The following is a 16,863-nucleotide window of genomic DNA, read 5'->3' on the forward strand; positions in this document are numbered from 1 at the left end:
TTGTTTTTTAGCCGGGATGGCAACCGTGCGCCGGCCGGCGCACGATCGCGACCACCTTCCTGTCAGGGCTGTCAGGCTCAGACCAGGGCGGCGGCCAGCAGCTTTGCCTGCGGCGTCAACTCGTCGAAGCTGCGAGCGCAGAGGTTGAGCTGGCGCGTCGCCCAGTCGTCGCTGAGCCGCAGGCTGCGGAGCGTACGGGCCGAGCGGCGCGCCGCACTTTCCGGCACGATGGCGATGCCGGCGCCTTGGGCGACCAGGCGGCAGACATTGTCGAGACCGGGCACGCGGATGCGGATATGCAGATGCCCGCCAAGCCTGGCGGCCTGGCGGGTGATGTGCTCCTGCAGGGCGTGACCGAGGCTCAGGCCAACAAAGGATTCACTCAGAATGTCGGCTAGGTTGACAGCATGCAGGCCGGCAAGCCCCGGCCAGTTCCGCGCGGTGATCACCACCAGCCGGTCGACGAAGAACGGTCTTTGTTCGAGATGCGAAAGACCGGCCCAGGTCGCGGCAATGCCGAGGTCGGCGGCACCACTGGCCACCGCCTCGGCGATTTCGTGGCTGGGGCGCTCGTCCAGATCGATGTCGATGCCGGGATGCGCCACCAGGAAGGCCGGCAGGATGTCGCGCAGCAGCTCGGCCGTGGCGGCGGTGTTGGCCATCAGCCGTACACGCGCCCGCAGGCCGCCGGCATAGGCGCCGAGGTCGCCGGCCATCGCCTCGATCTGGTTCTGCACGGCGCGTGCATGGTGCAGCAGCGCGTGGCCGGCGGCCGTCGGCACCACGCCCCGGCGGCGGCGCTCCAGCAGCGGCGCGCCGAGCCGCTCCTCCATGCCCTTGATGCGGGCGCTCGCCGAGGCCAGCGCCAGCCCGGCAAGCTCGGCGCCACGCGTGATGCTGCCGCGCTCGGCCACCAGCAGGAACAGCCGAAGGTCGATGAGATCGAAGCGCATTTTTTGCTCCTGCAAGGCGTTCGGCGCTGCTTCAGCCTTCGTCCAGAACGAAGGCTGACACCGCAACTTCCACATTGCGCGCGGCCCACATGTCAGTCAAATCTTTTGCGATGGAGATGTGCGATGAGCGAAAAAGCGACAGGCCGGCCAGGCCTTCTTGAAACCATGGCCATCGTGCTGGCGGTCGCGGTGGCTTCGCTTGCCATGGCGCCGGCGCAGCCCGGGTTGCGGGGATGTACGACAATTGCGGCTTCAATCAGTCCCGATGCCGCGCTGGCGAAACCCAACCCCGATGCCGACGCTACGGACATGCTGCTGCATGATTGATCCTGTGGTGCGGTCATGCTGAGTGCCGGCATCATCGCCTGGATCGGTGCCGTTTTCCTCGCCGCGGGCTTCGTCAAGGGCGTCGTCGGCATGGGGCTGCCGACGGTGGCGATGGGGCTGCTGGCGGTGACGATGCCGCCGGCGCAGGCGGCCGCACTGCTCTTGATCCCGTCGCTGATCACCAACCTCTGGCAGTTGTTCACCGGCCCCTCCTTCGGCGGCCTGTGCAAGCGGCTGTGGACGATGATGGCCGGCATCATGCTGGGCACCGTCGCCGGGGCAACGGTGTTCACCGGCGCACATTCGGGCGCGGCCTCGGCAGGGCTGGGTGCGGCGCTGGTGCTTTACGCCATTCTCGGCCTGCTCAAGCTTGGCTTCACCACGCCGGCGCGCCACGAGGTCTTGATGTCACCGCTGGTCGGCGTGGCGACCGGGCTGGTCACCGGCGCCACCGGCGTCTTCGTCATCCCGGCGGTGCCCTATCTGCAATCGCTTCGGCTGGAGAAGGAGGACCTCATCCAGGCGCTTGGCCTCTCCTTCACGGTCTCGACGGCAGCCCTTGCCATTGGCCTGTTCCGGACGGGCGCTCTGGCCTCGCCGACGGCGCAACTGACAGGGTCGATCCTGGCGCTGCTGCCGGCGCTGGCCGGCATGTTCATCGGCCAGGCGTTGCGCCAGACGATGAGCGTCGAGACGTTTCGCAAGGTGTTTTTCGTGGGGTTGCTGGCGCTTGGGGCGTATCTTGCGCTGGAGGCGCTTTGGTGATTTGCCCTCATTCGGCAATCGACCTGATAACCCTGGCCGGGTTGCCGCCGACAAGGGTGTTGGGGGGCACGTCCCTCGTCACCACCGAGCCCGCCGCGACGACGGCGTTTTCGCCCACCGTCACGCCGCCAATGACTGTTGCGCCGGCGGCGATCCAGACGTTGCGTTCGATGACGATCGGCTTTGCCGTGGTGAAGGCGCGGCGCCGCGACGGCTCGAGCGGATGGCCCGATGTGATGAGGCTCACATTCGGCCCGACCAGCACGTCGTCGGCAATGTCGAGCCCGCCAAGATCATAAAAAGTGCAGTTCTGATTGATGAAGACATTGCGCCCCACACGGATGTCGGCACCGCCGGTGGCGTAGAAGGGCGGGATCAGCAGGAAGCTGTCGTCGACCTTCTTGCCGATGAGTTCGCTGAACAAAGCGCGGACTTCATCCGCGTCGTTGAATGTCAGACGGTTGAGACGGGCGGTGATTGCCATCGCCCGTTTGACGTCCGCCAGCATCGCTGCCGATTCCGGTGTTCTCCCGGGGATTGTCCTGGTGCGATCCTCATGCGCCATTCGTTGCTTTCCTCCAGGGCACGGTCGAACGAATGGCGAAGTCGGCACGGTTGTGTTGTTTCCCGATCGGCACTTCTTGCCACGTAATGGAGATCACGCGAGGGTCTGACCGGCCTTGGCGGCGCGGATAAGGCGATTGGTCGGGGAGGGCAGGTTTTCAAGCAGGTCGAGGATGCGCAGGCTGTCCCGTTCTGACAGTGCAAGTTGTTCGGCGCGCTCGATCGTGGCCTGAGCGTCACGCAATGCGGAGCGCGTGACGAACTCGGTCAGGCCGACATTCGACAAGGCCGCCGCACGAGCGATTACGGCTTTCGCTTCGGGCAGAATCCGAAGATCGATTCGACCGTTGTCAATGACGTTGCGGGGCATAGGTATCTCCTTTGCCCCCAATTATTCAGTACGGATTGAATCCGTACAACATGAATCCCGTCGCATTGACCTCAAGGCATGCGAAGAGCGCGCCGGGTCAATCTACTACCGAACCACCAGCACTGGGATTTCGGTGTAGGACAGCACTTCCGCCGTCTGGCTGCCCAGAAGCAGCTTGCCCAGTCCGCGGCGGCCATGCGAGGCCATCACGATCAGATCGCAGCCCTGCGCCTGCGACAGTTCCAGGATCGCTTCGGCGGGCCGTTTGTCCTCGACATGCACAAGCTTGGCGGACACGCCGGCGGCATCGGCCGATGCCTTGCATTTGTCGAGCACCTCCTTGCCATATTTGCGCGATTCTTCCTGGTAGACGGCCAGTTCGTCGCCCGCCGCATAGCCGGCCATGGCGCCGCCCCAGGCGAAGATGGGGTACGGTTCCGAGACGGTGACGAAGGTGACGGTGGCGCCGATGCCTTTCGCCAAAGTGAGGCCATGGGCAACGCCCTTGTCGGCCAGTTCCGATCCGTCGGTGGCGATGAGCAGATGTTTGTACATGATGATCTGACCTGTTGTGCAAGGGCTTGCGCCCTTCGGAGTGGCGGGAGCCTTGGTGCGGCTCGTCTTGATATAGTTGCGTCATGGGCCCCCTCACAGGGCCAGCGCGATGCGGATCAGGGCCAGGCGAGGGGCGTGCGCCGCCGCAATGTTCCGGTATCCCTGGTCGGCCTTGGCTCGGTTGCGCCGCAACCGGGGCGATTGCAACGAGAGCGGACGTGGCGCCGGAGACCATGCGCGAGAAGGTTGTCCAAAATGGCTAACTTACGAATTTGTATGTTCGCGGCGAGGCGGCGGTAAGCCCGATATCCGACATTCAGATCATCAGTTGCCTTTGATCGACGCGTCCGACCGAGAATACAGCAAATGACGACTGCCATGGGCACTCTGCAGCCAACACGGCCAAGAGGCCCACTAAGACGGCCGCCCTCCAAGTTTCGGCGCGAGCTGAACAATTGGGTGCATGCAACCAAATGGGCGGCGCTTCAGTGGGTATTCCGGCGCGATATCGCCGCCATCCGGTCCGCCCTCGGTGTTGAGCCGTTCGCTGCAATTCTTGCCCAATATCCCGACATTGCGCTGAAGCCCGTTCGGCCGTACCTCGCGGCTGACTTGGCGCGTAACCGTCGCTCGATCGCCGTTGTTGGTCACTACACCGAGGCGGCGCGTCTTTTGACCGACACCGCCTTGGTCGAAAGCCACACTCGCGGTCATCGTCTTTTGGCAATGTCGACCGTTGCTGGTGAAGTCACGGTGGAACTGACGGGTCAGGCAGGTTTGTACCGAGAGGGGGAATGGCGCCTTCTCTTGCGCCTGGAGGGACGTCCCGTTATCGAAATGGGGCTCGCGATTGTGGACCGGTCGCTTCTACAACTCGGTGGCGGCGGCAAGATTCTTTATATTGGCGCTCTAAAGTCGACGTCGACCGGTGTGCAAGGTCTCGAGGATTCCCGAATATTGACCAAAGCCATGGAGGGTTTGCGACCGAAAACTCTGCTGCTCCTGGTCGCCCAGACGTTGGCATCCTCACTCAAACTCCGTGGCCTTGTCGCGGCATCAAACGCAGGCCACGTCTTTTCGAGGGACTATGCTTTGCGCCGCCGCATCACGGCGGACTATGACAGCTTCTGGGCGGAGTCCGGCGGCAGGCCAATACGTCGGACAATGTATGCCTTGCCCCTCGTGAAGGCTCAACGCGACCCGGCCGACTACAAGCCGAACAAACGGGCGCAAATACGCAAGCGTCAGCGCCTCGAGGTCGAAATTTCGCGTTCTGTCAGCGAAGCTGTCAGGCCGCTGCTGCGGAGCTGAACGCCTCGGATGGAAAATGGCTTCCAACCCCGAACCACGATCGGGAAGGCGCTTGATGGTCAAAGAGGGCTAATGGGCTCTCCAGACTGTAGCGGTGTTCCGGACAGCCACTTCTGGGACGCATCCGTCGCGCATCGTGCTTGGGTATCAATTCACAATTGGCCGCCGAGCATGCCCGGCGGTCAATCGTGAAGCGGTATCATCCCTAAGCTTAGAACGGTGCCGCCGGCAACTCTTGGGTGCCTTCGAGCTTCACAGCCTGGAGTTCGTTCGCGTCATAGCCAAGAGCCCGCAGGATGGTGGGAGCTACCTGTGTCGTCTGCACCAGAGCTGGCACCGATCCCGGCTTGAGCGAAGGAGCGCTGATGAGAAGCGCCACGTTGCGATCGTTCGCATTGGCGCCACCGTGCTCGGCAATCTTCGAGCCGGATGTGTAGACCACACCCGGATTGACGGTGGCTATGAAGTCCGGCGTACGGCTGTCGGTGGCCGGATCCTGATAGGCGAGAGCAAGCGCATTCGGCGGCTGGATCTGGGCGATGCCTTCAGCCTTGCTCGATTTCTCGAGATAATCCTGCGCCGCCGCCAGGTTCTTGACCCTGTCTTGCGGTTTGAGCCAGATCAGCGCGGCGTCGTCGGCGATGTGGAAGGCGTAGCCCGGTGTCTTCGTATAGGGATCATCGTCCAGTGGCTGGAACGACGCCGGGTCGATGGGCGACTGGCCATGCTTCGAGGCAAGTATGATCAGGGTCGAATTGGCGAGTTTGTTGTCCTTGAGTGCGACCATCAGTTCGCCGAGAGCGCCATCGACATAGGCGAGCTGCCCGGCAAGACCATTGCTGGGCGCGCCGCTGGCATCCAGATAGCCGCCCACCAGACCGGCCTCGTCGCCAGGACCGGCCTTGGGAAGCTTCTGCCCCACGCTCACCGCCTGGAAATTCATGCCGAAAAGCGCGGGAACCGCAACGTGGTGCGCGCCGGTGCTGTCGAGACCCTTGATTTCGTTGATCACCGCCTGGACCCGCGCTTCATCGAAGTCACGCTCGGCCTTGAAGCTGCCCGTCGTCTTCACCTTCGTGCCGGGAATCAAGCTGTCCTGTTCCAACGCGTAGAGATCGTCGACGCCTTTGCCTGAAGGTCCGTTCAGCCATTCGTAGGCCGGGTGCTTGTCGGACCAGGCCGTGCGGCCGCCATGAGCTTTCACGATTTCGAAGACGTTGTTGACCCGCACGAAATCATGCGGATAGACCACCGAGCACTTGCCGTTGATCAGCGTCATCGGCAGCTTTGCCGGGTCGATCTGGCTGCGGTAATCGCCGGGCTTGCCACCACCATCAAGGCGGGTCGAATCGACGTCGATGTTCTCGGCGAAGGCCACCTCGGCACCCGGCTCGCCCTTGCAATCCGAGGCCGGCGCGAAATAGGTACGGTCGTAGCTGTCGTCGTAGAACACGCCCGTCGATTTGGGTGTGCCGCCGGTTACCTGTGCCACAAGGCCAGGAAACGAGTCGGACGGGGCGCTGGCGAGCGCATTCGGATAGAAAATCCCGGTGTGGGCGAGCGAAGCGAGCGAGCTTGTCGGGTTTGCGGCGACATAATTTGCCAGATCGAGTGCATGAAGCCCGTCGACGCTGATGAGCAGGACGTGCTTGTAGGGTGCGGCGACGGCGCTGGAACAAGACAGCGCGCCCGCCAACGCCGCCGACAGCGTACCCGCAGCCAGCGCCAGAGATAGCGTTTTCATTGAAGTCTCCCTCGTCTCGCAGCCCCGCGATGGGTAAAGGATAGGCGAGGCGGCATGACAGGTTCATGAAAACTCGTTGGCAAAGGACCTTACGGATTGGTAAGCCAGCGGTGATGCAGCGGAAAGGTTTGCCTCTGCAAGATACAGCTCACGGGACCGTGGTTTGTCAGGAACTCGCGTCACGTCCATTGTTGAGTCCACGACCTAGAACCGGACGGACGAGAGACCGCATATGATCGCCGACTGGTGCAAGGCCTCCCGAATCTTTCGGGCCACTGCCTTTGGCTTGCTGAGTCTGGGCGTCGCAAGCGCCTCGGCTGTCAGCCGCCCATTGGCGGCGGCTATTCCGGTGGTTGCCGATGTGGCGCGCCGCGGCGATGTTCCGGTATTCCTGGTTGGCCTCGGCTCGGTGGCGCCGTTGCACAGCGTGACCGTGACCAGCCGCATCGATGGCCAGCTCATCAAGCTCGATTTCACCGATGGCCAGGATGTGCATGCCGGCGACCTGCTTGCCGAGATCGACCCGGAGCCGCCGCAGGCCGCCCTTGCGCAGGCGCAGGCCAACAAGGTGCGGGACGACGTGGCGCTGGCAAATGCCAGGCTCGACCTTGGTCGGGCACAGACGCTGACCACCAAGGGCGTCGGCTCGACGCAGGTGCTGGACACGGCCAAGGCCGCTGTGGCGCAGCTGGAAGCAACCGTCAAGGTCGACCAAGCCGCCATCGATATCCAGCAGATCCAGCTGCGCTTCACGCAGATCCGCTCGCCACTGGACGGCCGGGCCGGCATCCACACGGTCGATGCCGGCACCATCATCCGCGCCAGCGACACCGGCGGCATCGTCCGCATCAGCCAGATCCACCCCATTGCCGTCGACTTCTCGCTGCCGTCCGATACGCTTCCCCGTATCCAGGCCGTGATGAAGGCAGGCAATGCCCCCGTGGTCGCGCAGGACAATAGCGGCCAGCAGCTGGCGACCGGCAGCCTGAGCGTAATCGACAACCAGATCAACAGCGCCGCCGCGACAATCAGGATACGCGCCGTCTTTGACAATGCCGACGACCTGCTGTGGCCAGGACAGTTCGTCAATGTCCGCGTCCAGGTCGAATTGCAAAAGGGTGTGGTCACGGTCCCGGTGACGGCCATCGTGCGCGGCCCTGACGGGACCTATGCTTTCGTGGTCGGCAAGGATCGGCACATCGTCAAACAGTCGGTGACGGTGACGTATTCGAATACCGAGCTTGCGGTCGTCGGCGAAGGCGTTCAGCCCGGCGACACCGTCGTCATCGACGGGCAGTACCGCATCCAGGAAGGCGACCTGGTCGACGTCACCGGCCCGGCCCAGGCGGCGAACTGACGCCATGAACATGTCGGCGCCCTTCATTGTCAGGCCGATCGCCACCACCCTCCTGGCCATCGGCGTGACCCTGGTCGGCCTCGTCGCTTATTTCCTGCTGCCGATTGCCGGCGTGCCGCAAGTCGACATCCCGACGCTGCAGATCTCGGCCAACCTGCCGGGCTCGAACGCCGAGACGATGGCGACGACGGTCGCGGCACCGCTGGAAAGGCAGCTGGCGCTGATTTCTGGCGTGACGTCGATCAGTTCGAGCAGTTCGCTCGGGCGCACCTCGATCCAGGTCGAGTTCGACCTAGACCGCAGCCTCGACGGCGCAGCACAAGACGTGCAGACCGCGATCAGCGCCGCCAGCGGCGACCTGCCGAAGGACCTTCCCAGTCCGCCGACCTACGAGAAGGCCAATCCGGCCGACGCGCAGCTGATGTCGATCGCCGTCACCTCCGCCGACCTGCCGATCGACAAGGTCGACGACTATGTCGAGAACTATCTGGCGCTGCAGCTGTCGCGGATCACCGGCGTCGGGCTTGTCGATTTCCATGGCGAGCAGAAATCGGCGGTTCGCGTCCAGGTCAATCCGTCGGCGGCGGCAGCCCTCGGCCTCAGCCTGGAAGACATCCGCGCCGCGATAGCGACGGCAAGCGTCAACGCGCCGAAGGGCACGTTGAACGGTCCCAGGCAATCGCTGACGCTCGCCGCCACCGACCAGCTCTCCAACGCGGCCTCGTTCAACTCGGTGATCATTGCCTATCGCAACGGAGCGCCGGTTCGCATCAGCGACGTCGGCACGGCCGTGGACGGCGTCGAGGATATCAGGCAGGCGGCGTGGCTCGGCAGCCAGCGCGCGGTCATCATCGATGTCCACAAGCAGCCCGGTTTCAACATCAACCAGACGGTGCAGCTGATCAAGGATGCGTTGCCGGAGCTGCAGCGCACGCTGCCGCCGTCGCTCAAGATGCAGATCCTGGGCGACCGCACCCAGACGATCCGCTCGTCCGTTTCCGAGGTCCAGTTCACCATGGCGATCAGCATCGGCCTGGTCGTGCTGGTCATCTTCCTGTTCCTGCGGCATGTGCGCGCCACGCTCATCCCCAGCATCACCATTCCGGTGTCGCTGCTGTGCACCTGCGCGGCGATGTACCTGCTCGGCTACACAATCGACAACGTGTCGCTGATGGCCCTGACCATTGCCGTCGGCTTCATCATCGACGACGCCATCGTCATGGTGGAAAACATCATCCGCCACATCGAGAATGGCGACCCGCCGCTGCAGGCGGCACTCAGCGGATCGCGCGAGATCGGCTTCACCATCATCTCGATGACATTGTCGCTGGTCGCCGTCTTCATTCCGCTGCTTTTGATGGGCGGCCTGATCGGAAGGCTGTTCCGCGAATTCGCGGTCGCCGTCAGCATCGCCATCATGATGTCGGGGCTGATTTCGCTGACGCTGACGCCGATGATGTGCGGCTGGCTGTTGAAGCCGATCGACCACAATGCGCGCGAGAACATCGCGTCGCGGGCGCTCGAAGCCAGTTTCAACGGCATGCTGCATGTCTACGAGGTGGGCTTGCGCTGGGTGCTGCGCCACAAGCCGGTGATGCTGCTGTTCATGGCGGCAACGCTCGGGGCCACCGTCTATCTCTACCAGATCATCCCGAAGGGGTTTTTCCCGCAGCAGGACAACGGCACCATTTCGGGCAGTTCCGAGGCGGCGCAGGACATCTCCTACGACGCCATGGTGCTGCGCCAGCACGAACTGGCCAAGGTGGTGACCGCCGACCCTGACGTGCAGACGGTCTACTACTGGGTCGGCGCCAACCCGACCGTCAACAGCGGCCGGCTGATGATCGACCTCAAGCCGCTGCGCGAGCGCCATGCGACGGCGACGCAGGTGATCAGCCGCCTGCGCAAGGCGGCGGCCAAGGTCGAGGGCATCGCCCTGTTCGGCCAGGCCCGCCAGGACGTGCAGATCGGCGCGCGGGTCAGCAAGACGCAGTACCAGTACACGCTGCAGGATCCCGACGTGAACGAGCTGTTCAAATGGGCGCCGATCATGCTGGCCAAATTGCAGACCTTGCCAGAATTGCAGGATGTGACCGGCGACCTGCAGGCAAGCGCGCCGAGGATGACGCTGAAGATCGACCGCGACCTGATCGGCCAGCTCGGCATCACGCCGCAGGCCGTCGACGACACTCTGTACGACGCCTTCGGCCAGCGCCAGGTGGCGACGATCTTCACCCAGCTCGACCAGCACCATGTCGTGCTGGAATTGCAGCCGCGCTTCCAGGAGGACGCCTCGGCGCTCGCCCGGCTGTTCGTGCGTTCCGGCACCAGCGGCCAGATGGTGCCGCTGTCGGCGCTGGCGCATTACGAGATGTCCGTGTCGCCGCTGACGATCAACCACCAGGACCAGTTTCCGGCGGTGACACTGTCGTTCAACCTGGCGGCCGGGCATTCGCTCGGCGACGCGATCACCGCGATCCAGAAGCTCGAACAGTCGATGATCCTGCCGCCGGCGCTGACGACGCGCTATCAGGGCTCGGCAAAGGTGTTCCAGTCGTCGCTGGCCAACCAGCCCTATCTGATCCTGGCGGCGATCATCGCCGTCTATATCGTGCTCGGCATCCTCTATGAGAGCTTCGTGCACCCGCTCACCATCCTGTCGACGCTGCCGTCGGCCGGTGTCGGCGCCTTCCTGGCGCTGATGGCGCTCGGCTATGATTTTTCGCTGATCGCGTTGATCGGCGTCATCCTGCTGGTCGGCATCGTCAGAAGAACGCGATCATGATGATCGACTTCGCGCTGGAGGGCGAGCGACGACGCAACCTGCCGGCGGAGGAGGCGATCTACCAGGCCTGCATCCTGCGCTTCCGGCCGATCATGATGACGACGATGGCGGCGCTGCTCGGCGGCCTGCCGCTGGCGTTGGGCAGCGGTGCCGGCTCCGAGCTGCGCCGGCCGCTGGGCATCGCCATCGTCGGCGGCCTGCTCCTGTCGCAGTTCCTGACGCTCTACACCACGCCCGTCATCTACATCTACCTCAGCCGGTTCAGCCATCTCCGCTGGTTCTGGCGCCGCAAGGCCGATCCTGAAATCGTCGTGCCCGCCGCTGAGCCGACGCTGGCGGCCGGCCCACGGGCGGAGGTCAGGCAAGCACCGCCGCCACCCAAGCGGCGCGAGACACAGGTGGCGAAGCGGCGCTGAAGTGCTGCGACGGCCGCCGGGGTCTTTCGCTGTCTTGTGCCGACCGCTACAGCTTGGCCTGACATCAACGAAAGGCCGAGCTTATGAGCAGCGCGTTACCGCAAATCCATCTGGTCCGGCATGGCGAGACGGCGTGGAGCCTTTCGGGGCAGCATACCGGCCGCACCGACATGCCGCTGACGCCGGCGGGCGAAGCCGCCGCGCGGGGCGTGGCGGATCGGCTCAAGGGCTTGTCGTTCTCGGCGGTATGGTCGAGCCCCTCGCAGCGTGCCTACAACACCAGCGTGCTGGCCGGCTTTGGCGCGACAAGTGTCAGAAACGACGATCTGCAGGAGTGGGACTACGGCGCCTATGAAGGACGCACCACCAAGGAAATCCTGGCCGAGCGGCCGGGCTGGAACGTCTTTCGCGACGGCTGCCCGCAAGGCGAGATGGCGGCTGATGTCGGCGCCCGCGCCGACAGGATCATCAGCCAGCTTCGCGAAGCTGGCGGCTCGACCCTGATCTTTTCCAGCGCGCATTTCCTGCGCCTGCTCACCGCCCGCTGGCTCGGCCTGCCGCCGGAAGGCGGCGCGCTGTTCGTGCTCGATACGGCGAGCATCAGCGTGCTCGGCTATGAGCATGATCTGAGCGAGCCGGTGGTGCGCAAGTGGAACTTGAAGTAGCGGCGGGCAACAGCGCTCGGCACGGGCGCCTCCTCGCGTTCGTCATCCTCGGGTCTGCGCTGCGTCGCTGCGCTCCTTGCTCCGCCCGTGGATGACGAACGCGGGAAGGCTTCGGCCAATGCCGAATGTCTGGCGCTGCAAGGGCTTGAAACCGGCGCCCGTCCGCCTCCTACTTGTCGAACTTCCTGATGGCTTCAGCGCTCACCGGCGTGAAGAAATTCACCAGATTGCCGTCGGGGTCGCGAAACAGCAGCGAGCGGTTGCCCCAGGGCATGGTGGTCGGCTGCTGCACGGTGACGTTTCTGATCAAGTCCGACAGCCGGGCGAATTCGGCATCGACATCGCCGACGCGGAATTCGAGGATGGCGGTGTGGTTGTCGGCGGGGCGGGCGATGTCGCCACCAAACAGCATCAAGGTGCGCGTGCTGCCGATCGCCAGCGTGCAGGAAGGTGTCGCCAGTTCGGCGAAGTCTTCCGTGTAGACCGTCACCGGCATGCCGGTGATCTCGCCGTAGAAGCGCACGAGGCGCTGGACATCCGAGGTGATGATGCGGACAGAGACGAAATTCATCGCAGGGCTCCTTGATCGCTAAAGCCGCAAGCGGGCTTCCTGACCGATCTATAGGCCAAGCCTCCTGCCAGCTTTCTGTCAGGAGAGACGGCTACGCTTTCGATTCGGACCAACTCTCCTGCACCATTGGCGGCAGGCCGAAGGCGGCGAACAGCTCTGCCGCGAGCGGGCCGACATAGACCGTGAGCGAGGCGATGCCGCCATCGGCCGGCTCGATGACATGCAGCGATTGCGCACGCCATTCGGGATTGTCATGGCGCTGGGCGTAGATCGCGACGGCGGGTTGGCCGTTGGCCCGTGTCGCCACCGCGCGGTAGCCGGCGAAATTGCCCCACACGGTTTTGAAGAAACCGTGGATCGCGGGGCGTCCCTGGTACCAGTCGCGCCATGGCGGCATGTGGTAGGTGGCGTCCTCACGCAGCAGAGAGATGAAGCCGTCGAGATTGGCGGCTTGCCAGGCCTGCATGTAACGGTCGAGCAGCGCACCTTCCTCCGGGTTGGGCTGCGATCGCTGCAGGGGGCGTCCTGCGGGATAGCGCTCACCAAGCGTCGCGCGCGCCCGCTGCAAGGCGCTGTTGACCGAGGCGGTCGAGCCGCCCAGCAACTGCGCGGTCTCCAGCGCCGACCAGCCGAGCACGTCGCACAGCAGAAGGGATGCGCGTTGCCGGGGCGGCAGCAGCTGGATGGCGGCGACGAAGGCAAGCCGCACCGCTTCGTTTGTCTCGTAGCGCGCGTCCGGGCCGGGTTCGCCATCAACAAGGTCCGGCAGCTCGGCGTCGGGGTAAGGCTCCAGCCAGGAGAGCTCGGCGGCTGGCCCGGCGGCGGCACGTCCTTCGCTCGGCGGCCGCGCGGACTCTGTGAGAATGCGATGCGCTGTGCCCCGCGCCTTGATGGCGTTGAGGCAGGCGTTGGTGGCGATCGTATAGAGCCAGCCGCGCGGCGAGCCGCGCCCGTCGAATTGCGCGCGGCCGCGCCAGGCCTTCAGCAACGTCTCCTGGACGAGATCGTCGGCCTCGTGCAGCGAGCCCATCATCCGGTAGCAGTGCAGTTTCAGCTCACGGCGGTGGGCCATCGTCAGGCGCTCGAAGGCAGGCCGATCGAGGATCGGCCGGCCTGTCGGGCTCAGCGGCTCAAGCGGGCCGGGAGCATCTGTCATGTCGAGCCTGCCAAGCGGAATGTGCCGGAATTTGTCTGACATCCTGCGCGCCTCATGCCGCCGCTGCAAGGCCGCTGCCGCTCACCGTGAAGGCGGTTCCCTGCGCCTTGCCGGCGGCGAGCGCGACCACGGCGCGTCCGACATCGGCGGGTGTCTGCACATCACTCATGCTGGCCAGGAAATCCGCCGGGCTGATGCCGAGATAGGCGGAAATGCTCGATATGCCGCGCTGGCCGACGCCGGTGCCGGTCATGATGCGCATCGGCGCCAGTGCCATGAAGCGCAGGCCAAGGCCCAACCTGTCGGCTTCCTTCTGGCTGTGGGCGGCCAGGAACATCTGCATGCGCTTGGCGCCGGAATAGCCGCCGGAGTTCGGCGGGCCGCCGCTGAATGCCGCGCCGCTGGAGATCAGCACCACGCGGCTGCCCGGCTTCAGCGCGCCTTGCAGGGCCGCCTTGCAGAACAGGAACGATGCCTTGACGTCCGTCTCCCAATTCGCCGAGAAATCGTCCCAGCTCTGGTCCTGGATGGAGGCCGACGGAGCGAAGGCGCCGGCTGAGATCACCAGCACGTCCGGCTGCATGGCGGCAAACACCGCGTCGGGCGCGGTGTCCTGCGTGGCGTCGGCGGCAAGGGTCTTCACGCCTGACGCTTCCCAGGAGAGCTCCTTCAAAGCTTCCGCGCCGCGGGCGACGGCAAGCAGGGTTGCTCCCTCGCCGAGCGCAGCTTCCACGATCGAGCGGCCGACACCCCGGCTGCCTCCGACCACGACGACATTTTGACCTTTCAACGATTGCATGGCTCACCTCGCTTCTTCCGGCCCGGAGGATTCCGGCGCCTGTAGGTGAAGACAGCGCGGGTGGGTGGAAATCATCGGTGGGCCAAAAGAACTTTGGCGGGGCGCTTGTCAGGCGCATCTCATTCGTTCGCCGGTTTGCCAAAGAGCTGCTTGAGGTGATAAACTGGACGGCCCATCGCCGACCTCTTGGGCGCACCAATAACCCTGGGAGGAATGGACGATGACGACGCTGTTCGTGAGACATACCGTGTCCGACTACAAGGCCTGGCGCAAAGTCTATGACGGGTTCGCCCCGGTTCAAAAGGCCGGCGGCGTGAAGGCTGAGACCGTCTATCAGGCGGCGGACAACCCCAACGACGTCACCGTGACGCATGATTTCGCCAGTGTCGCCGAGGCACAGGCCTTCATCAAAAACCCAAAATTGAAAGAGGCGATGGGGAACGCCGGCGTGGTCGGCGCGCCGACCATGTGGATCACCAATAAGGCCTGATCGACCGCTCCATCCGGTCTATCCGACTGCATGTGCCGCAATGACTGGCCAGCCGCCTCGGGCCTGGCGAGCGGGACGCTTGGCTCAGCTGGCCAGCGGCACTGGGGCGGATTTATTGTTGAAATCAAAATGCATCGGCACAGTATCCAAGCTGTATTCTGATAACCATGAATTGATTGGACGTACTGATTCCGTGATTGGCCGTCTGCTTGAAGTCGTCATAGAGCTATCACTTAGAGAATTCGCCAAGCTGAGGGGGTGATATGATTTGCCGTACTACAAGTGTGATAACGGTCCTTGCGCTTCTGGGGTTTTCGGTCTGTCCGGCGGCCGCCAGTTCGTCGAGCTATGAAAAGACAGCGCTCTCCGGACAAGAGATTTACATCTTCAAGGGCGCAAACCTGAACCCCGACTGCTCGAGTGTGGGTAGGGACGATGTGAGAGCAATCGCTGGTCCAAGTCACGGCAAGGTAAGGCTTGTGCATGAAAAGGTTTACCCCTCCTATTCCAAGGGAAATGACCATTACAAATGCAACTCTCGGAAAGTCGACGGGGTTAGGGCGCTTTACAGGTCAAGCCCAGGATTTAAAGGGACGGATCAGGTGACTATAGCTGTTCATACGGTAACTGGAAATTCTTATAAGTTTTTTATAAAGATTAAGGTCGAGTAGAAATTCATTTTTGTGAGACGAAGCGGTGCCTATATCTCATACAGCCGGCGATCCGGAGAATTTCTTTATATTTTCATAGAATCAGCATGTATGGGAAAGCCAAGATGATCTGCCGCGCGACTGGTATCATAGCGATGCTTGCCTTTCTAGGGCTCACTGTCGGTCCGGTGGCCGCGATGGCGCGTTGGTCAAGCCAAGAGAAGACAGCACCCTCTGGAAAAGAGGTCTCTGTCATCAAGGGCTCGAGTCTGAACCCAGACTGTTCAACTGAGGGTAGACAAGATGTAAGGGCAATCGCTGGGCCGAGTCACGGAACGATCAGGATCGTATTTGGAAAGATTTATCCTGTCTATTCCAAGGGGAGTGACCGCTATAAATGTGACTCTCGAAAAGTTGACGGAGTAAGTGGTCTTTACAGGTCAAATCCTGGATTTAAAGGGCGGGATCAGATAACGTTCTCGATCCATACAATTACGGGAGAGTCTTATACAGTTGTCATAAATATTACCGTTAAATGACAGCGTGGCGCTCACCAACTCACCCACCCACCAACACCAGCTCCTCCGCCGTCAGATGGCGCGCCGTGCCCTTGGCGAGGTCGCCTAGAGGCAACCGGCCGATGGCGATGCGGATGAGGCGCTTGACCTCGATGCCGCGGGCGGCGAGCAGGCGGCGGATGTGGCGGTTGCGGCCCTCGTCGAGCACGATCTCCAGCCAGGCGGTACGGCCGCCGCTGCGCAAAAACGCGATCGAGTTTGCCGTCAGGATCTCGCCGTCGACGGTGACGCCCGCACGCAGCGTCTCCAGCATCGCTTCGTCCGGCACCGTGCCGACCTGGACGTGATAGGTCTTGGGCAGATGCGAGGCCGGGTCCATCAGCCGATTGGCGAAATGCGTGTCGTTGGTCATCAGCAGCAGGCCTTCGCTCGCCTTGTCGAGGCGGCCGACCGGCGAGACGAAGGGCAGGTCTAGCCCTTCCAGGCAGGCATAGACGGTGTCGCGCTGCTGCGGGTCGTCGCGGGTGGTGACCAGCCCGCGCGGCTTGTTGAGCATGACATAGACCTTGCGCTCGGCAACGATTTGCTCGCCATCGACGACGATGCGGTCGCGGTTCAGGTCGACGCGAAGTGCTGCATCGCGCACCACCTTGCCGCCGACGCGCACGCGGCCCTCGGCAATCAGCGCCTCGGCCTGCGTGCGCGAGCACAGGCCGAGTTTTGACAGCGCGCGGTTAAGGCTGACGCCGGCGCTTGCCGGCCTGCCGGTGTTGTTTATTCCTCGTGGTGCCATGCTTGCGCGTCGTCGTCCCGCGTGATCTGCCGCGCGGACTGATGCCACGGGCGGCGAGGAAGGTGCAAGGTATC

16 protein-coding genes and 1 pseudogene are annotated in these 16,863 nt (G+C 63.5%); 8 read left to right on the forward strand and 9 right to left on the reverse strand.

Annotated features, from left to right (window positions below; all coding sequences use genetic code 11):
• Positions 1-77 precede the first annotated feature (77 nt).
• Positions 78-953: a LysR substrate-binding domain-containing protein gene (locus AC0V7N_RS16405; RefSeq protein ID WP_475459269.1), complete on the reverse strand. Its 876-nt coding sequence runs from the start codon at positions 951-953 to the stop codon at positions 78-80.
• 123 nt (positions 954-1,076) lie between these two features.
• Here AC0V7N_RS16405 and AC0V7N_RS16410 point away from each other — a divergent pair, with 123 nt between their 5' ends.
• Complete coding sequence (locus AC0V7N_RS16410) at positions 1,077-1,280, forward strand: hypothetical protein (RefSeq protein WP_475459272.1); 204 nt, start codon at positions 1,077-1,079, stop codon at positions 1,278-1,280.
• A 15-nt stretch (positions 1,281-1,295) separates the two neighbouring features.
• Positions 1,296-2,045, forward strand: a complete 750-nt coding sequence (locus AC0V7N_RS16415) for a sulfite exporter TauE/SafE family protein (RefSeq protein WP_475459274.1) — start codon at positions 1,296-1,298, stop codon at positions 2,043-2,045.
• Between the two features lie 7 nt (positions 2,046-2,052).
• Here AC0V7N_RS16415 and AC0V7N_RS16420 read toward each other — a convergent pair whose 3' ends face one another.
• From AC0V7N_RS16420 to AC0V7N_RS16430, 3 genes are all read right to left on the reverse strand, one after another.
• A complete protein-coding gene (locus tag AC0V7N_RS16420) occupies positions 2,053-2,610 on the reverse strand; it encodes a sugar O-acetyltransferase (RefSeq protein ID WP_475459277.1) in 558 nt (185 codons plus the stop codon).
• A gap of 93 nt (positions 2,611-2,703) precedes the next feature.
• Positions 2,704-2,979 (reverse strand): type II toxin-antitoxin system TacA family antitoxin, encoded by a 276-nt coding sequence (locus tag AC0V7N_RS16425; protein ID WP_475459279.1) that lies wholly within the window; start codon positions 2,977-2,979, stop codon positions 2,704-2,706.
• Between the two features lie 105 nt (positions 2,980-3,084).
• On the reverse strand, positions 3,085-3,534 hold the full coding sequence (locus AC0V7N_RS16430) for a universal stress protein (protein ID WP_475459281.1): 450 nt from the start codon (positions 3,532-3,534) through the stop codon (positions 3,085-3,087).
• 459 nt (positions 3,535-3,993) lie between these two features.
• Here AC0V7N_RS16430 and AC0V7N_RS16435 point away from each other — a divergent pair, with 459 nt between their 5' ends.
• Positions 3,994-4,845: a VirK/YbjX family protein gene (locus AC0V7N_RS16435; protein ID WP_475459283.1), complete on the forward strand. Its 852-nt coding sequence runs from the start codon at positions 3,994-3,996 to the stop codon at positions 4,843-4,845.
• Positions 4,846-5,056: 211 nt separating this feature from the next.
• On the opposite strand, the gene AC0V7N_RS16440 is transcribed toward AC0V7N_RS16435, so the two are convergent.
• Entirely contained in the window at positions 5,057-6,589 is a 1,533-nt protein-coding gene (locus tag AC0V7N_RS16440) for an alkaline phosphatase family protein (RefSeq protein ID WP_475459285.1), read from the reverse strand.
• A gap of 286 nt (positions 6,590-6,875) precedes the next feature.
• Here AC0V7N_RS16440 and AC0V7N_RS16445 point away from each other — a divergent pair, with 286 nt between their 5' ends.
• The 3 genes and pseudogenes from AC0V7N_RS16445 to AC0V7N_RS16455 all read left to right on the forward strand — a co-directional run bounded on the left by AC0V7N_RS16445 (position 6,876) and on the right by AC0V7N_RS16455 (position 11,812).
• A complete protein-coding gene (locus AC0V7N_RS16445) occupies positions 6,876-7,946 on the forward strand; it encodes an efflux RND transporter periplasmic adaptor subunit (RefSeq protein WP_475459288.1) in 1,071 nt (356 codons plus the stop codon).
• 4 nt (positions 7,947-7,950) lie between these two features.
• Positions 7,951-11,147 (forward strand): annotated as a pseudogene (locus AC0V7N_RS16450) (efflux RND transporter permease subunit).
• 83 nt (positions 11,148-11,230) lie between these two features.
• Positions 11,231-11,812, forward strand: coding sequence for a histidine phosphatase family protein (locus AC0V7N_RS16455; RefSeq protein ID WP_475459293.1), 582 nt, complete (start codon positions 11,231-11,233; stop codon positions 11,810-11,812).
• A gap of 169 nt (positions 11,813-11,981) precedes the next feature.
• On the opposite strand, the gene AC0V7N_RS16460 is transcribed toward AC0V7N_RS16455, so the two are convergent.
• From AC0V7N_RS16460 to AC0V7N_RS16470, 3 genes are all read right to left on the reverse strand, one after another.
• Positions 11,982-12,383, reverse strand: a complete 402-nt coding sequence (locus AC0V7N_RS16460) for a VOC family protein (protein ID WP_475459295.1) — start codon at positions 12,381-12,383, stop codon at positions 11,982-11,984.
• A 91-nt stretch (positions 12,384-12,474) separates the two neighbouring features.
• Positions 12,475-13,581, reverse strand: a complete 1,107-nt coding sequence (locus tag AC0V7N_RS16465; RefSeq protein ID WP_475459297.1) for a sigma-70 family RNA polymerase sigma factor — start codon at positions 13,579-13,581, stop codon at positions 12,475-12,477.
• Positions 13,582-13,591: 10 nt separating this feature from the next.
• Positions 13,592-14,338 (reverse strand): SDR family NAD(P)-dependent oxidoreductase, encoded by a 747-nt coding sequence (locus AC0V7N_RS16470; RefSeq protein ID WP_475459299.1) that lies wholly within the window; start codon positions 14,336-14,338, stop codon positions 13,592-13,594.
• Between the two features lie 220 nt (positions 14,339-14,558).
• Here AC0V7N_RS16470 and AC0V7N_RS16475 point away from each other — a divergent pair, with 220 nt between their 5' ends.
• Together AC0V7N_RS16475 and AC0V7N_RS16480 are read left to right on the forward strand one after the other, a co-directional pair.
• Positions 14,559-14,828: a cyclase gene (locus AC0V7N_RS16475; RefSeq protein WP_475459301.1), complete on the forward strand. Its 270-nt coding sequence runs from the start codon at positions 14,559-14,561 to the stop codon at positions 14,826-14,828.
• Positions 14,829-14,907: 79 nt separating this feature from the next.
• Positions 14,908-15,090: a hypothetical protein gene (locus tag AC0V7N_RS16480; RefSeq protein ID WP_475459304.1), complete on the forward strand. Its 183-nt coding sequence runs from the start codon at positions 14,908-14,910 to the stop codon at positions 15,088-15,090.
• 946 nt (positions 15,091-16,036) lie between these two features.
• Here AC0V7N_RS16480 and AC0V7N_RS16485 read toward each other — a convergent pair.
• Positions 16,037-16,789: a pseudouridine synthase gene (locus tag AC0V7N_RS16485; protein ID WP_475459306.1), complete on the reverse strand. Its 753-nt coding sequence runs from the start codon at positions 16,787-16,789 to the stop codon at positions 16,037-16,039.
• Positions 16,790-16,863 lie beyond the last annotated feature (74 nt).

This window comes from Mesorhizobium kamtschaticum, from assembly GCF_056174585.1.

Excerpts from the sequence above, each read along its gene's own strand:
- AC0V7N_RS16470 (WP_475459299.1), bottom strand. The coding sequence starts at position 14,338 with ATGCAATCGTTGAAAGGTCAAAATGTCGTCGTGGTCGGAGGCAGCCGG.
- AC0V7N_RS16405 (WP_475459269.1), bottom strand. The coding sequence starts at position 953 with ATGCGCTTCGATCTCATCGACCTTCGGCTGTTCCTGCTGGTGGCCGAG.
- AC0V7N_RS16440 (WP_475459285.1), bottom strand. The coding sequence starts at position 6,589 with ATGAAAACGCTATCTCTGGCGCTGGCTGCGGGTACGCTGTCGGCGGCG.
- AC0V7N_RS16430 (WP_475459281.1), bottom strand. The coding sequence starts at position 3,534 with ATGTACAAACATCTGCTCATCGCCACCGACGGATCGGAACTGGCCGAC.
- AC0V7N_RS16475 (WP_475459301.1), top strand. The coding sequence starts at position 14,559 with ATGACGACGCTGTTCGTGAGACATACCGTGTCCGACTACAAGGCCTGG.
- AC0V7N_RS16465 (WP_475459297.1), bottom strand. The coding sequence starts at position 13,581 with ATGTCAGACAAATTCCGGCACATTCCGCTTGGCAGGCTCGACATGACA.
- AC0V7N_RS16420 (WP_475459277.1), bottom strand. The coding sequence starts at position 2,610 with ATGGCGCATGAGGATCGCACCAGGACAATCCCCGGGAGAACACCGGAA.
- AC0V7N_RS16485 (WP_475459306.1), bottom strand. The coding sequence starts at position 16,789 with ATGGCACCACGAGGAATAAACAACACCGGCAGGCCGGCAAGCGCCGGC.
- AC0V7N_RS16410 (WP_475459272.1), top strand. The coding sequence starts at position 1,077 with ATGAGCGAAAAAGCGACAGGCCGGCCAGGCCTTCTTGAAACCATGGCC.
- AC0V7N_RS16460 (WP_475459295.1), bottom strand. The coding sequence starts at position 12,383 with ATGAATTTCGTCTCTGTCCGCATCATCACCTCGGATGTCCAGCGCCTC.
- AC0V7N_RS16425 (WP_475459279.1), bottom strand. The coding sequence starts at position 2,979 with ATGCCCCGCAACGTCATTGACAACGGTCGAATCGATCTTCGGATTCTG.
- AC0V7N_RS16455 (WP_475459293.1), top strand. The coding sequence starts at position 11,231 with ATGAGCAGCGCGTTACCGCAAATCCATCTGGTCCGGCATGGCGAGACG.
- AC0V7N_RS16415 (WP_475459274.1), top strand. The coding sequence starts at position 1,296 with ATGCTGAGTGCCGGCATCATCGCCTGGATCGGTGCCGTTTTCCTCGCC.